This is a genomic window from Devosia sp. YR412 (assembly GCF_900110945.1).
In the GTDB taxonomy this organism is placed as follows: domain Bacteria; phylum Pseudomonadota; class Alphaproteobacteria; order Rhizobiales; family Devosiaceae; genus Devosia.
Genome location: NZ_FOFL01000002.1, coordinates 213,737 through 227,618, shown reverse-complemented (window position 1 = coordinate 227,618; position 13,882 = coordinate 213,737). Strand labels below are relative to the sequence as shown.

Annotated in this window: 15 protein-coding genes; 11 read left to right on the top strand and 4 right to left on the bottom strand. The window is 62.0% G+C overall.

Features of this window, described 5'->3' with window-relative positions; translation table 11 throughout:
* Window positions 1-69 precede the first annotated feature (69 nt).
* From BM045_RS07395 to BM045_RS07380, 4 genes are all read left to right on the top strand, one after another.
* On the top strand, window positions 70-417 hold the full coding sequence (locus BM045_RS07395) for a DUF423 domain-containing protein (RefSeq protein WP_170848422.1): 348 nt from the start codon (window positions 70-72) through the stop codon (window positions 415-417).
* A gap of 91 nt (window positions 418-508) precedes the next feature.
* The gene (locus BM045_RS07390) at window positions 509-781 is read left to right on the top strand and encodes a YMGG-like glycine zipper-containing protein (protein ID WP_092181613.1); all 273 of its coding nucleotides are present in this window, start codon (window positions 509-511) and stop codon (window positions 779-781) included.
* 284 nt (window positions 782-1,065) lie between these two features.
* On the top strand, window positions 1,066-1,281 hold the full coding sequence (locus BM045_RS07385; RefSeq protein ID WP_092181610.1) for a cold-shock protein: 216 nt from the start codon (window positions 1,066-1,068) through the stop codon (window positions 1,279-1,281).
* 137 nt (window positions 1,282-1,418) lie between these two features.
* Entirely contained in the window at window positions 1,419-1,883 is a 465-nt protein-coding gene (locus BM045_RS07380) for an NUDIX hydrolase (RefSeq protein ID WP_092181607.1), read from the top strand.
* Here the strand turns inward: BM045_RS07380 and BM045_RS07375 are convergent.
* A complete protein-coding gene (locus BM045_RS07375) occupies window positions 1,873-3,303 on the bottom strand; it encodes an inorganic phosphate transporter (RefSeq protein ID WP_170848421.1) in 1,431 nt (476 codons plus the stop codon). The genes BM045_RS07380 and BM045_RS07375 overlap by 11 nt on opposite strands.
* A gap of 369 nt (window positions 3,304-3,672) precedes the next feature.
* Between BM045_RS07375 and BM045_RS07370 the strand changes: the two genes are divergently transcribed.
* The 3 genes from BM045_RS07370 to BM045_RS07360 all read left to right on the top strand — a co-directional run bounded on the left by BM045_RS07370 (window position 3,673) and on the right by BM045_RS07360 (window position 6,853).
* Window positions 3,673-5,442 carry an acetolactate synthase 3 large subunit gene (locus BM045_RS07370; RefSeq protein WP_092181601.1) on the top strand — a complete coding sequence of 590 codons (1,770 nt, stop codon included), beginning with the start codon at window positions 3,673-3,675 and terminating at the stop codon, window positions 5,440-5,442.
* A gap of 20 nt (window positions 5,443-5,462) precedes the next feature.
* A complete protein-coding gene (gene ilvN / locus BM045_RS07365) occupies window positions 5,463-6,017 on the top strand; it encodes an acetolactate synthase small subunit (RefSeq protein ID WP_092181598.1) in 555 nt (184 codons plus the stop codon).
* 92 nt (window positions 6,018-6,109) lie between these two features.
* Window positions 6,110-6,853: a pyridoxine 5'-phosphate synthase gene (locus BM045_RS07360; RefSeq protein WP_092181595.1), complete on the top strand. Its 744-nt coding sequence runs from the start codon at window positions 6,110-6,112 to the stop codon at window positions 6,851-6,853.
* A 55-nt stretch (window positions 6,854-6,908) separates the two neighbouring features.
* On the opposite strand, the gene BM045_RS07355 is transcribed toward BM045_RS07360, so the two are convergent.
* Window positions 6,909-7,244, bottom strand: coding sequence for a hypothetical protein (locus tag BM045_RS07355; protein WP_092181593.1), 336 nt, complete (start codon window positions 7,242-7,244; stop codon window positions 6,909-6,911).
* 353 nt (window positions 7,245-7,597) lie between these two features.
* Here BM045_RS07355 and BM045_RS07350 point away from each other — a divergent pair, with 353 nt between their 5' ends.
* Together BM045_RS07350 and BM045_RS07345 are read left to right on the top strand one after the other, a co-directional pair.
* Entirely contained in the window at window positions 7,598-8,212 is a 615-nt protein-coding gene (locus BM045_RS07350; RefSeq protein ID WP_092181590.1) for an NADPH-dependent FMN reductase, read from the top strand.
* Window positions 8,213-8,531: 319 nt separating this feature from the next.
* Window positions 8,532-10,376, top strand: a complete 1,845-nt coding sequence (locus BM045_RS07345; protein WP_244522958.1) for a potassium transporter Kup — start codon at window positions 8,532-8,534, stop codon at window positions 10,374-10,376.
* 6 nt (window positions 10,377-10,382) lie between these two features.
* Here the strand turns inward: BM045_RS07345 and BM045_RS07340 are convergent, their stop codons facing one another.
* Both BM045_RS07340 and BM045_RS07335 read right to left on the bottom strand, forming a co-directional pair.
* Window positions 10,383-10,820, bottom strand: coding sequence for a hypothetical protein (locus BM045_RS07340; RefSeq protein WP_092181584.1), 438 nt, complete (start codon window positions 10,818-10,820; stop codon window positions 10,383-10,385).
* 123 nt (window positions 10,821-10,943) lie between these two features.
* A complete protein-coding gene (locus tag BM045_RS07335) occupies window positions 10,944-12,068 on the bottom strand; it encodes an NADH:flavin oxidoreductase/NADH oxidase (RefSeq protein ID WP_092181581.1) in 1,125 nt (374 codons plus the stop codon).
* A gap of 130 nt (window positions 12,069-12,198) precedes the next feature.
* Here BM045_RS07335 and BM045_RS07330 point away from each other — a divergent pair, with 130 nt between their 5' ends.
* Window positions 12,199-13,101 carry a hypothetical protein gene (locus tag BM045_RS07330; protein WP_092181578.1) on the top strand — a complete coding sequence of 301 codons (903 nt, stop codon included), beginning with the start codon at window positions 12,199-12,201 and terminating at the stop codon, window positions 13,099-13,101.
* Window positions 13,102-13,207: 106 nt separating this feature from the next.
* Complete coding sequence (locus tag BM045_RS07325; protein WP_092181575.1) at window positions 13,208-13,858, top strand: TetR/AcrR family transcriptional regulator; 651 nt, start codon at window positions 13,208-13,210, stop codon at window positions 13,856-13,858.
* Window positions 13,859-13,882 lie beyond the last annotated feature (24 nt).

Sequence of the window (13,882 nt, the reverse complement as noted above, 5' to 3'; positions counted from 1 at the left end):
TCGCCCGGATTGATTAGAGGAAAGCTCCCCAATGCGGAAGAGGGCTGGGCCATGGCCGCCGATAGAGAAATGATGCGACCCATTCTGGCAGCGGCCGGCTTGATCGGCGCCGTGGGCGTGGCCAGCGCTGCGGCAGCGTCGCACGCGGGGGAATCACGCAATCTGGCGGCTATCGCTGCGATCTGCCTGGCGCATGGACCGGCTTTGCTGGCGCTGGCGCTTGCAGGGCATGGCCGATTGTTGAGCTTGGCTGGGGCGTTTCTCGCCGTAGGAACGATCGTCTTTGCCGGCGATCTCGGCATGCGGGAATGGCAGGGCCATGGACTGTTTCCCGGTGCGGCGCCGATTGGTGGCGTCGGCATGATCGGTGGCTGGCTGCTGGTTGTCGTGGCTGGCCTGGTCTGGCGGCGAGCTTAAGTCGGAATTTCGTTAATTTAGTTCGGCCAAAGCCGGAACCAATCACGGCGCCGTGCATTTTTGCCCTCGATAGTTTCCTGGAGGGTTTCCAATGCATAAGATCCTGATCATCGCCGCAACCTGTCTGTCCCTGGCCGCTTGCACCACCACTCAGCAGGGTGCAGCCATTGGCGCAGTCGGCGGTGGCGTCATTGGCGCGGCAGCAGGCGGTAGCGTGCTCAGCACCGCCGTTGGTGCCGGTGTCGGCGCTGTTGTTGGCGCAGCAGCCGGCGATGTTGTCGGCCGCTCGAGCAGCGGCAACAACATCTGCGTTTACCAGCGTCCAGACGGCAGCCGCTACCGCGACACCTGCCCGCGCGGCTAATACGAATTGCAGCATCGCCCCATGCTGCATGCGCCCTAGGGCGCCAAAGGCACCCGTCCCGGAGAAATCCAGGCCGGGTGCCTCTTAGTTTGTGCGATCAATTCGGCTTGAATTTCTCACCTTCAGCGGCCATATTTTCGATCTGCGACCCACTGTCTTGCGCTATCTGAACGACCGGCAGACGCCGGAAACTTGGCTACCAGATCGGTGAATCGTTAGGCGGGCCCAGACTGCCCGTTTGCAACCCAACCGCTGCGGCGGTGTCCACTAGCGAGGACCACATCATGGCTACCATCACCGGTACCGTTAAATTCTTCAACACCACCAAGGGCTTCGGCTTTATCTCGCCAGAAGGCGGCGGCAAGGATGCTTTCGTGCATATCTCTGCCGTGCAGCGTTCGGGCCTGCAGGGCCTCTATGAGAACGACAAGGTGACCTATGAGCTCGAGACCGGCCGTGACGGCAAGGAATCGGCCACCAACCTGACGCTTCTCGACTAAGCGTTTAAGCTGCGTCTTCCGAAGGGCCCCATGGGGCCCTTTTTTGTTGGTTTTTTACCGGAGTGGCCCTTGGGGTCGACTCCGCGACGCCGGTCATGCAAGTCTGCGCGCCGGAACAAACAGATGGAGTGCGGTCCATGCTGCGAGATCTTCTGCGCCTGTGGAGCCCCAGCGTCGAGCCCGTGCCAAGTCTGCGGCAGTCGGGCGCCTTGCCCTACACGGTGATCGACGGTCGCGTGGTGTTCCTCTTGGTAACTTCGCGGCGGACCGGGCGCTGGATTTTTCCCAAGGGCTCGATCATTGCCGGCATGACGCCGTGGGACAGCGCCGCCAAGGAGGCGATGGAAGAGGCCGGTGTCACCGGCCAGATCGGCAGCGAGCCGATCGGCAGCTATCAGAACTCGGACAAGGGCGCGCTGGTCGATATCGACGTGTATCCCCTGCGCGTCGATGTTCAGCACGAGACATGGGACGAGATGGACCAGCGCTTGCGGCACTGGGTGCTGCTGGCCGAGGCAAGGCGTCTGCTGGCGGATCGGACGCTGGTGGAGATTGCCGAGACGCTGCACCGACGCCTGACCATGCGGCTGTTTATCCAGTAAAGGCGATCAGCACGCGATAGAGCAGGGCGGCCAGTGCGGCTGCGGCGGGCAGCGTGACCAGCCAGGCAACCCCGATCTGCGCCACCTTGAGACGGCGCACCAGATAGCGCCGCTCGTTGCGCCGCTCGCGTGCCAGGGCGTCTTCGGGCCGATCATTGAGCATGGTGGCATCTACAAGGCTGGCCCGGACCGGCACGGCGGCGCCGTTCATGTTGCGGATGGCGAGGAATTCGCGCACGAAGCCGACACCGAACACCGCGCCGACGGCGACATGGGTCGAGGAGACCGGCAGGCCCAAGGCCGAGGCCGTCAGCACCGTGACCGCTGCCGAGAGCGCGACGCAGAAGGCGCGGATTTCATTGAGCTTGGTGATCTGCTCGCCGACCGTATGGATGACGCGCGGGCCGAACAGGGCAATACCCAGCGCAATGCCGGCGGCACCGATCGCCAGTTCCCAAGAGGTGACCAGCGTGCCGCTGGTAGGGAGAAGATGGGCTGCGCGCACGATAGCGACCAGCGGCCCCAGCGCATTGGCCACGTCGTTGGCGCCGTGGGCGAATGACAAGAGGGCGGCGGCAACGATCAGCGGCGGCCGGAACAGCTTGGCCACCTGCTTCTTGCGATTGGTCAGGCCGAGGGAGCGGATGCGCACCCAGGGCATGGCGACGAGCCAGCCGATCGAGGCGGCGGCAATGCCGATGGCAATGATCGAGGGCAGGTTAGGCTGCCACCAATGAGGTGGGGCCTTGGTCGCCAGGTAAATCGCAAAAATGCCCGACATGGCGGCGACCAGCACCGGCACCCAGATGCGGGCGGCGGCGATCTTGTTGGCGCGACGAGTGATGGTGCGGCGGATGGTACCATGCAAAGCCGCGGCAAAGATGGCGCCGAGCAGCGGCGACAGCATCCAGCTGACCGCAATGACTCCAACCGTCGGCCAGTTCACCGCGCCAAAGCCGGCCGCAGCCACCGCTGCGCCGACAATGCCGCCAATGATGGCATGGGTGGTGGAAACCGGAGCGCCGACAAAGGTCGAGGCATTGATCCAGAGGGCGGCAGCGACGAGCGCGGCGATCATCACCTGGATCAGGGTTAGCGGCGTCAGGCCGGCATTGTAGGCAATGATGTTATTGGCGACGGTATCGACGACATCGCTGCCCGCCAGCAGGGCGCCCGCCGCGTCGAAGACGGCGGCCAGGGCCAGCGCGCTGGCCATGGTCAGTGCCTTTGCGCCAACGGCGGGGCCGACATTATTGGCGACGTCATTGGCGCCAATGTTAAGCGCCATATAACCGGCGGCCACGGCGCCGAGGATCACCAGCCACTGCATCGGCCCGGCCGGCAGGGCGACATTAGCCAGACAGGCGGTCAGCAGCAGGAACAGCAGGGCAATGCCAAGAGGCAAGATCGTCCGTGGCATTGGTGGCGTTTTGGTCCTTCGGGGGATGCAGCGTCTAAGGACTATGCTTTGCCGGCTTTGTCGATTCAAACCTGTCTTCAGGCCCAGCATTCTTGGGTATCTTGCCTGTCGTCGTGCCAGGGTGGTCGGACCCAACGGCATGTGGCCTTGACAGTTTCCTCGCTATGACCCTATCAATGCGTCCGTAATTTCAAGGAGAGGTCCCGTGCGGGCACTCATTCTCGTAGTAGGCAGGCGCATCGGCACCGTGGGATAATATCCCGCGCGATAGCTGGTGCGCCGAGAACAGGTCCCGAACGGGGCCTTTTTTATTGCCCGGTTTTTGCCGCTACGAGACTGGGCTGGATTGGACTGAGGAAGGAATAGACGATGGCCGAAAGAATGACCGGCGCCGAAATGGTGATCCAGGCGCTGACCGATCAGGGGGTCGAGCATATTTTCGGCTATCCGGGCGGCGCGGCCCTGCCGATCTATGACGCCATGTTCCAGCAGGATGTGGTGCAGCATATCCTGGTGCGGCACGAGCAGGGCGCGACGCATATGGCCGAGGGCTATGCGCGTTCGACCGGCAAATGCGGCGTGGTTCTCGTGACTTCCGGCCCCGGCGCGACCAATGCGGTGACCGGCCTCACCGATGCGCTGATGGATTCCATTCCCATGGTTTGCATCACGGCCCAGGTGCCGACCACGCTGATCGGTTCGGACGCCTTCCAGGAATGTGACACTGTCGGCATCACCCGTAGCTGCACCAAGTATAATTACTTGGTGAAGCGCGTCGAAGACCTGCCGCGCATCATGCATGAGGCCTTCCTCATCGCCACGACCGGCCGTCCGGGCCCGGTGGTGATCGATATTCCCAAGGACGTGCAGTTCGCGCTGGGCGACTATTATAAGCCCGACCTCGAGACGCTGCGTCATCAGAGCTATCGTCCGCAGGTGGATGGTGATGCTGCCGCTATCGAAGCGGCCGTGGACCTGATGCTCAAGGCCGAGCGGCCGATCTTTTATACCGGTGGCGGCGTGATCAATGCCGGGCCCGAAGCCTCCAAGCATTTGCGCGAGCTGGCCGAGCTGACCGGTTTCCCGGTGACGTCGACGCTGATGGGTCTCGGCGCTTTCCCGGCCAGCAATCCGCAGTGGATGGGCATGCTGGGCATGCACGGCACCTACGAGGCCAATTGGGCGATGCATGACTGCGACGTCATGATCAATATCGGCGCACGTTTCGATGACCGCATCACTGGCCGCATCGACGCCTTCTCGCCCAATTCGCGCAAGATCCATGTCGATATCGATCCGTCGTCGATCAACAAGGTGGTGCGGGTCGACGTGCCGATCATCGGCGATTGCGAGCGCGTGTTGTCGGAAATGGTGCGCGTTTGGCGCAGCAAGACCAACCAGCCGCGCACTGAGGCGATTGCGCCGTGGTGGAACCAGATCGAGAAGTGGCGCGCGGTCAATTCGCTCGGCTACAAGAACTCGGACACGGTCATCAAGCCGCAATATGCCATCGAGCGGCTCTACGAGATGAGCAAGAAGCAGGGCAAGGAGGTGTTCATCACCACCGAAGTCGGCCAGCACCAGATGTGGGCCGCCCAGCATTTCCATTTCGACCAGCCCAACCACTGGATGACTTCGGGTGGCCTTGGCACCATGGGCTATGGCCTGCCGGCTGCCGTCGGCGTGCAGGTGGCGCATCCCGATGCGCTGGTGATCGACATCGCCGGCGAAGCCTCGGTGCAGATGACCATGCAGGAGATGAGTACAGCCGTGCAGTATCGCCTGCCGATCAAGATCTTCATCCTCAACAATGAGCGCATGGGCATGGTGCGGCAATGGCAAGACCTGCTGCATGGCAGCCGCTATGCGCATAGCTATTCGGAATCGCTGCCCGATTTCGTCAAGCTGGCCGAGGCCTATGGCGGCAAGGGCATCCGCTGCGAGAACCCGGCCGAACTCGACGCGGCGATTGCCGAAATGTTCGACTATGACGGCCCGGTGCTGTTCGACGTCATTGTCGAGAAGGACGAAAACTGCCTGCCGATGATCCCGTCGGGCAAGCCGCACAACGAGATCATCCTGCCCGATACGGCCAATATCGGCGACATCATCGACGAAAAAGGCCGCCAGCTGGTTTAGGCACGGGGAGGAACAAAGACATGAACGCACATCTGCAGCCGACCGGTTCGGCCTATTTCATCACCAAGGAGACCCAGGAGCAGGAGCGCCACACGCTGTCAGTGCTGGTCGACAACGAGCCGGGCATTCTGGCTCGCGTCGTGGGTCTGTTCTCGGCGCGCGGCTATAATATCGAAAGCCTCACCGTCAGCGAGACGGAACACGGGCGGCGACTTAGTCGCATCACCGTCGTGGTGATCGCGACGCCCAAGACGCTGATCCAGATCAAGCTGCAGCTCGAACGCCTCGTGCCGGTGCACAAGGTGCATGACCTGACGGCCGAGGGCGCAAGCATCGAGCGCGAGCTGGCGCTGATCAAGGTGGCCGGTTCGGGCGAGCATCGGGCCGAAACCCTGCGGCTGGCCGATGCTTTCCGTGCGCATATCGTCGACGCGACGGTCGAAAGCTTCGTCTTTGAAGTCACCGGCAAGCCCGACAAGATCGACAGCTTCATCGCTTTGATGCAGCCGCTCGGGCTGGTGGAAGTGGTGCGGACCGGGCTGGCGGCAATTTCGCGCGGTCCGCAGGGCATGTGATCAGCAGCGCTGATCGCTGCCATCACAACACAGGATTGGGCGTCACGCCCAGTCTGCTATAGAGCAGGGACATCGTTTCGCGAGTCCCTGCCATGACCCTGCTCTCCGTCAATCTCAATGCCGTCGCCCAGCTGCGCAACCGGCGCAATCTGCCCTGGCCGAGCATTGTCGGGCTGGCGCGCGTGGTGCTCGATGCCGGGGCCAGCGGCGTGACCATTCATCCGAGGCCCGATGAGCGGCATATCCGCCGTACGGATGTGTTCGATCTGGCGGCGCTATTGCGGGATGAGTATCCGGAAACCGAATTCAACATCGAAGGCTATCCGAGCGAGGACTTTTTTGCCCTCGTTGATGAGGTCAAGCCGCAGCAGGTGACGCTGGTGCCGGATGATCCTGCCCAGGCGACGTCCGACCATGGCTGGGATTTTCTCGGCAAGGGCAATTTCCTGACCGATGTGGTGCAGCGGCTCAAGGCACCGAACCGGCGGATTTCGCTGTTCTGCGATCCCGATGCCGGCGTCGAGGGCGTGGCTGCCGCCAAGGCGACGGGCGCCGACCGGATCGAGCTTTACACCGGCCCCTATGGTGGCTGCTACGATGATGCCGACCGTGCCGTGCGCGAGCTGGCAGCGCTGGCCCATACCGCTCAGGCAGCGCATGCAGCGGGCATGGGCGTCAATGCCGGGCATGACCTGACGCTGGCCAACCTGCCGGCCTTCCAGTCTGCCGTGCCGCATGTCGATGAAGTTTCCATCGGTCATGGTATTACTGCCGACGCGTTGCTGATCGGCTTTGCCGAAGCGGTGCGACAATACCGGGCCGTACTGGGCAGCTGAAAACGAAAAGGGCGCCGGCCAAAGCCGACGCCCCACATGCAATGATTGCCGGCACTTAGTCGGTGAAGTTGAACGTGGCCAGTTCGCAGACATTGTTGTCAGCCGAGACCACCGAGTCGCCGTCTTCGAAGACTGCGAGGAAATCAAACTTGCAGTAGCCCGAACCGTCATCGATGTTGACCATTGCGCTGCTGCCGGAGGGCAGGACTTCGCTGCCCAGGATGTCTTCCTGCCAATCGGCCGTGCCCGTATTGGACGCGTAGAACTCGACGATCGTATAGGACGTCTGGTTGTTGATCTGTACCTTGCGGTCCAGCGCCATGGCTGCGCTGTTGGTCAATGCAAAGACGGCGGCGGCAAGCGTGATGGCGGCGATGGATTGGATGCGCATGCATTCCTCTGAGTCTACGGAGTATTCCGTAGCGCCAAATGCAACAACGCCAGTGGGTTAAGCAACTGGAGACTTGGCGGTTGCAGCGCTGGCCGTGCAAGATCGCTGGATGTCGTTAATTTCGGAACTGATCGCTGGAATCGAACAATGCGTTCCGGTGGAGAGCCCATGCTGTTCCAAGGTGCCGCCCGCGCCGTATAATTTCTCAAAATTATTAGGCGCAGCCAATACTTACCTTTTTGTGCCCTAGGGTCATTGCTGTCCCCGCACCACAACAAAGTGCCTCCTTGTGGCAATCGTCGATAGGCACATATATCGCCTCAGTTACGATTTGTTACCAAGGAGTGCAGCCCATGTCCAAACTCAAGATCGCCATCATCATCTCGTCCACCCGTCCGACCCGTTTCGGCGATATCCCGGCCCAGTGGATCCTGGCCAAGGCCAATGAGCGTCCCGAGATCGACGCCGAGATCGTCGACCTGCGCGATTTCGACCTGCCGTTCTTTGACGAAATGGCGTCCAATGCCTGGATGCCTTCGGCTAACGCCAATGCCGTCAAGTGGCAGAACAAGATCAGCGAATTCGATGGCTACATCTTCGTGACCGCCGAATACAACCGCTCGATCACTGGCGCCCTCAAGAACGCTCTCGACCAGGCCTATGTGAACTGGAACAAGAAGGCCTTCACCGCCGTCGGCTACGGCACTGTTGGTGGCGCTCGTGCCGTCGAGCACCTGCGCACGATCGGTATCGAGCTGCAGATGGTTGCGACCCGTTCGGCCGTTCACATCGGTGGCGCCGATTTCGCTGCCGTGCACCCCGGTTTCGGTGGCACCAAGTCGCTCAACGACCTGGAAGCTTCGATCGGCAACTCCGCCAAGGACAGCCTTGACCAGCTCATCTGGTGGTCGGCTGCTGCCAAGGCTGCGCGCGCTGAAGATGCTGCGACCGCCCAGGCTGCCGAATAAGCCATTCGAAGACCTCCAAAATCTTCGTTTACCAGCAGGGGCTGTTCCGCAAGGAGCAGCCCCTGTTGCTTTGAGCCATTGTGGCGCAGCCATTCGGGCATAGCCCTCATGGCCTTCTCAACTCAAATCGCTCCACAGGAGCGATTTGCCCTCTGGGACGTTTCGAAGTTGTGTGTGACGATAGGCGGGTGTATAGCGGCGCGCCTTCGACCAAAAGAGCAACAGCTTCATGACGCAGAAGAATGCGACCGGTGACAAACCTGCCGGTGTCGATGTGACCGACCACTCCAGCCATTCCCATTCCTCCAAGCACCTGCCCATGCTCATGCTGGGCGCCTTGGGCGTGGTGTTTGGCGATATCGGCACCAGCCCGATCTATGCCTTCCGCGAGGCCATGCATATCCGGCCGGGCGCCTCGACCACCAGCAGTGAAATCCTCGGCCTGCTGTCGCTGATCGTCTGGGCGCTGACCCTGACCGTGTCGCTGAAATATGTGTTCTTCGTCACCCGCGCCGACAATAATGGCGAAGGCGGCACGCTGTCGCTGATGGCTCTGGCGCGCAAGACTTTCACAAATCCGCCGATCTGGATCACCGTGCTCGGCGTGATGGGCGCGGCGATGTTTTTTGGCGACGCCATCATTACGCCAGCCGTGTCGGTGCTATCGGCCGTGGAAGGCGTCAAGCTGGTTGCGCCGGGGATGGAACGCTGGATTGTTCCGATTACCCTGGTCATCATCATCGGCGTGTTTGCGGTGCAGCGCTTCGGCACCGCGAAGGTCTCCGTGGTATTCGGGCCGGTGACGGGATTATGGTTCCTGGTGCTGGGCCTGTCGGGCCTCGTGCATATCATCGCCTATCCAGCCGTGTTGCTGGCGCTCAACCCGTTCCTGGGTCTGGAATTCCTGGCAACCCACCTGGGCCTGTCCTTCATCGTCATCGGTGCCATCTTCCTGGCGGTGACCGGTGCGGAGGCGCTCTATGTCGACCTCGGCCATTTCGGCCGCAAGCCCATCGTCATCGTCTGGTTTGCGCTGGTCTTTCCCTGCCTGCTGCTCAACTATTTCGGCCAGGCGGCCTTCGTGTTGCAGGTCGGGCCGGAGAATGTCGAAAGCCCGTTCTTCGAAATGCAGCCCGACTGGGCGCTGCTGCCCTTCGTGGGTCTTGCCACCATGGCGACGATCATCGCCAGCCAGGCAGTAATCTCGGGCACCTATAGCCTGACCCAGCAGGCCATCGCGCTCAACATGCTGCCGCGCATGGTGGTGACCCATACGTCGGAAACCCAGAGCGGCCAGATCTACATGCCGCAGATCAACACTATGCTGATGATCGGCGTGCTGATCCTGGTGCTGATGTTCCGCAGCTCGAGCGCGCTGTCGCATGCCTATGGCATTGCGGTGTCGGGCGTCATGATCATGACGCTGACGCTTTTGGTCGTGGTGATGTGGCGCAACTGGAAATGGCATCCGGCGGCGGTGGTGGCCTTCGGCGTGGTGTTTGCGGTGATCGATGGCGGCTTCTTTGCCGCCAATGCGTCCAAGCTGTTCCAGGGTGGCTGGGTGCCGGCCGTGGTGGCGCTGGCCGTGGCCGTGATCATGTGGAGCTGGATGGCGGGCCGGAAGCGGCTGGCGGAAAAGACCCGTCGCGACGAGGTGCCGTTGCAGTTCCTGGTCGACAATTTGGCCAAGAAAAAGCCGACGCTGGTGCCCGGCACGGCGGTGTTCCTCACCAGCGATATCGAAGGCGCGCCGACGGCGCTGCTGCATAGTCTCAAGCACTACAAGGTGCTGCACGAGCAGAATGTTATCCTGACAGTCCGCACCTCGGTTTCACCGCGCGTGCCGGACAATGAGAAGGTAACGATCGACGCCTATAACGAGCTGTTCAGCCGCGTGGTGGTGACCTTCGGCTATATGGAAAGCCCCAATATCCCCAAGGCGCTGGTACTGGCGCGCAAGCTGGGCTGGAAGTTCGACATCATGTCGACGTCGTTCTTCCTGTCGCGGCGCTCGTTGAAGGCCGGGCCGAAATCGGGGAGCCCGCTGCGCTACTGGCAGGACCGGCTTTTCACGCGTCTCGCCAAGAATGCCAGCGACGCCACGGAGTATTTCCACATTCCGACGGGGCGTGTGGTGGAGATTGGCACGCAGGTGGTGCTGTAGGGGGCGCTACTTCACCATATCTGGGCAGAGATACGGCACGGTTGCGGTGACATAGCGCTGCTCCTGAACCTCGCTACCCAGCTTGAGGTTCAGCACCAGCTCGCTTTCGGTCAGTTCGGTAATATCGGCATTGATGGTCATGCCGTCTTCGTCCCAGCTGATGGCGGTGTCGGAAACCTGCTGCCATTTGGACAGGCGATAGGTTTCCCAGCAGCTGTCGGTCACCAGCGTGCCATCCTGCAAGAAGATCTGCATCGGACCGGGGAGATTTTCGTCGGAGTCGGCGCGGACCCAGACCTTGTTGAGCAGCGGATTTTCGCTATCGCCGACGTCATCGCTGACGTCTTCTGGCGTGTCAGCGGCGTCCTGGGCATTGGCGGGCAGGGTGCAGATGCCAACGCCCCAGACGCTCATGAGGGCTAAAATTGCGGCCTTGGTATCCATCGAACTTCTCCCTGTCCATCGCTGATCTGGTGATCACGTCGCGACGGCACAAGAGTGGCCGGTCAATCGCGGCAAATTTGCGTTGCCGCGAAGGTGGTTTGGGGGAAGTTTGTTGCTGAATATTTACGCCCAGGCGCGCTTGCCCAGCGAGCGGTCGCGTTCACGCACACGCTTGGTCTGGTCCGGCCATAGGTCATAGTCCTCGGCACCCAGTTCGTGGCGCGCATGCAGCGGCCAGTTGGGATTGTCCATGGCACCGCGGGCCAAGGCGATGAAATCGGCTTCGCCATTGGCGATGATGGCTTCGGCGCGCTGTACGTCACCGAGCAGGCCAACGGCCATGGAGGGCAGACCGCCTTCGTTGCGCATGGCGGTGGCAAATGGCACCTGATAGTCGGCGCCAACCGACATCTGCGCGCCTTCAAAGCCGCCGCTCGAGGCGTCGATGGCATCGACGCCCAGCGCCTTGAGCGCCTTGGTCAGGACAATGCTGTCCTCCACCTGCCAGCCGTCGGGATGCCAGTCGCTGACCGAGAGGCGGACCACCAGCGGCTTGTGGGCGGGCCAGACGGCGCGCACGGCCTCGGTAACTTCGAGCAGCAGCCGCATGCGGTTCTCGCGGCTGCCGCCATAATTGTCGGTGCGCTTGTTGGCCAGCGGAGAGAGGAACTGGTCGAGCAGGTAGCCGTGGGCAGCGTGGATTTCCACAGTGTCGAAACCGGCGGTCTCGGCACGCTTGGTTGCGGCGACAAAGCTGTCGATCACATTGCGGATGCCGGCCTCGTCAAGTGCCTCGGGCTTGGTGAAATTCTTATTCTCGGCATGGATTTCGGCGCTGGGGGCGACCGGCGTCCAGCTCTCGAAATGCAGCGCCTGCCTTTCTTCTTCGGTCTCGTCAAAACCCTTGCGCCACGGCACGGGGGTGGACGCCTTGCGGCCGGCATGGGCCAGCTGGATGCCGGCACTGGCGCCCTGGCTGTGCAGGAAGTCGACGATGCGGGTGAGGGGGGCGATCTGCTCGTCCTTCCACAGACCGAGGTCGGCATAGGTGATGCGGCCTTCCGGCACCACAGCCGTCGCCTCCAGAATCACCAGGCCAAAACCACCGATGGCAAAGCGCCCGAGATGGGCAAAGTGCCAGTCATTGGCAAAGCCATCCTGCGCCGAATATTGGCACATCGGCGCGACGACTGTGCGATTGCGGATGGTCAGGTCGCGCAGGGTGATGGGGGAGAACAGCTGGGACATGGACGGCTCTTTCATGATTTCTGGCGCATAGATGGACCTTCGACGCTCCATCGGCAAGTGCCGATGGAAAGACGCAGTGTTGCCCTCAGCGCATGCAATGCTAGGGTCCAACAGGGATGGAGAATGCGGCATGAAGATCACCCTTGACCTCGATGCTCTGGTTGCCGAGGGCAAGTTGACGGCGGCAGAGGCCGAGCGGCTGAAGAGCTATGCGGCGGCCGACACCGGGCAATTGGCGATCAATGTGCTGCTCGGACTGGGCGCGGCGGCGGTAGCAGTTGGTGTCGGCGTGATGGTGCCGGCGCTCGAGACGGTCGTCACGCTGGGCGCGGCGCTGTTTGTGCTTGGTTTCGGCATGCGCATGGCGCAGGTCGCGCAATGGTCGGTGTTCGCGCAGATCGTCATGGTGATCGGTGCGCTGGCGCTGGGCGGCGGATTGTTCGCGCTGTTCGGCGAGGAACTCTGGGTGCGGATTGCGCTGACGCTTGGGCTGGGCATTGCCGCCGTGGCCGCCCTTTCGGGGCTGCTTGTGTCGCTCTCGGTGATGGCGTTTGCCGCGGCGATTACGGTGGATGTCGATCTGTGGACGCCGACGCATTATCTCGCGGCGGCGATCGGCGCATTGTCGCTGCTGACCCTGGTGCTCTATCCCGTGTCGCTGCGCCTGCCGGCGGCTTATGAACGGCTTGCCATCATCGCCATGCGCACGGCGATCCTGCTGGTCAATGCCGCCTTCTTTATCGGTTCGGTGTTTGGCGACGAGATGCTGGGCTGGCCGGGCGCCTATTTCTCGGTGACCTGGGCGCTGGCGCTGCTGGCCTTCGGCGTCTGGGCAGTCTTCGCCAACCGGCGCTGGGTGGTCAATACCGTCGCTGTGTTCGGGGCGATCCACTTCTTCACGCAATGGTTCATGGCGCTGGGCGCGCAGCCGCTGTCGATCCTCGGTGGCGGGCTGCTGCTGATCGGTTTCGGGCTGGCTCTGGCGCGGTTCAATCGCTGGGTCGGCGGGCGCAAACCGGTTTTCCCGGTATGAATCCGTTGATCGCCCGCAAATAGGGGCTTGCCTAGAACCGTACCGTACGGTACGCCAGCGGACGAAAAGTGCCGAAACCGTTCGGCCCGTCAGTTGGGGACAGACCGTGCCAGTGACCATCAAGGTCAACGAAGAGACGTTTACGCCGCGCCAGCAAGCCGTGCTGACTGCTGCGCTGGACCTGCTCGTCGAAAATGGCGATGGCCTGACCATGACCGCCGTGGCGCGCCGCGCCTCCTGCTCCAAGGAAACACTCTACAAGTGGTTCGGTGATCGCGATGGCCTGCTGACCGCCACCGTGCAGTGGCAGGCCGCCAAAGTGCGCATGCCGGTGGTGGATCGCTCTCACCTCAATGCCAAGGCGCTGCGCCTTTCCATTGAACAGTTTGCCCGCGACCTGCTGACAGTGATCGTCGGCGAGGTGTCAGTGACGCTCAACCGCACCGCCGTGACGCACGCGGCACAGGAAAAAGACAGTCTTGGCCTGATCGTGCTGGAGAACGGCCCGCTGGCCATTCGCCGCCGGCTCAAGCCCATTCTTGAAGCCGGGCGCGATGCGCGCTTGTTGCGCTTCGACAGCAGCGAAGACGCTTATCGCACGTTTTTCGGGTTGGTGGTCCGCGACGTGCAGATCCGCCTGCTGCTGGGCGACAAGGCGCTGACCCAATCCAATATCGAGGCTAACATCGAAGCCGATGTGAAAGCTGCGACAGACCAGTTTTTCGCCCTCTACGGGGCGAAAGCCAATAACGCATAACATAACATTTCAAGGGAGATACCC

Bases quoted from the DNA above. Each gene is read 5' to 3' on its own strand.
- BM045_RS07395 (WP_170848422.1), top strand. From the start codon at position 70: ATGATGCGACCCATTCTGGCAGCGGCCGGCTTGATCGGCGCCGTGGGC.
- BM045_RS07390 (WP_092181613.1), top strand. From the start codon at position 509: ATGCATAAGATCCTGATCATCGCCGCAACCTGTCTGTCCCTGGCCGCT.
- BM045_RS07385 (WP_092181610.1), top strand. From the start codon at position 1,066: ATGGCTACCATCACCGGTACCGTTAAATTCTTCAACACCACCAAGGGC.
- BM045_RS07380 (WP_092181607.1), top strand. From the start codon at position 1,419: ATGCTGCGAGATCTTCTGCGCCTGTGGAGCCCCAGCGTCGAGCCCGTG.
- BM045_RS07375 (WP_170848421.1), bottom strand. From the start codon at position 3,303: ATGCCACGGACGATCTTGCCTCTTGGCATTGCCCTGCTGTTCCTGCTG.
- BM045_RS07370 (WP_092181601.1), top strand. From the start codon at position 3,673: ATGGCCGAAAGAATGACCGGCGCCGAAATGGTGATCCAGGCGCTGACC.
- ilvN (WP_092181598.1), top strand. From the start codon at position 5,463: ATGAACGCACATCTGCAGCCGACCGGTTCGGCCTATTTCATCACCAAG.
- BM045_RS07360 (WP_092181595.1), top strand. From the start codon at position 6,110: ATGACCCTGCTCTCCGTCAATCTCAATGCCGTCGCCCAGCTGCGCAAC.
- BM045_RS07355 (WP_092181593.1), bottom strand. From the start codon at position 7,244: ATGCGCATCCAATCCATCGCCGCCATCACGCTTGCCGCCGCCGTCTTT.
- BM045_RS07350 (WP_092181590.1), top strand. From the start codon at position 7,598: ATGTCCAAACTCAAGATCGCCATCATCATCTCGTCCACCCGTCCGACC.
- BM045_RS07345 (WP_244522958.1), top strand. From the start codon at position 8,532: ATGCTCATGCTGGGCGCCTTGGGCGTGGTGTTTGGCGATATCGGCACC.
- BM045_RS07340 (WP_092181584.1), bottom strand. From the start codon at position 10,820: ATGGATACCAAGGCCGCAATTTTAGCCCTCATGAGCGTCTGGGGCGTT.
- BM045_RS07335 (WP_092181581.1), bottom strand. From the start codon at position 12,068: ATGTCCCAGCTGTTCTCCCCCATCACCCTGCGCGACCTGACCATCCGC.
- BM045_RS07330 (WP_092181578.1), top strand. From the start codon at position 12,199: ATGAAGATCACCCTTGACCTCGATGCTCTGGTTGCCGAGGGCAAGTTG.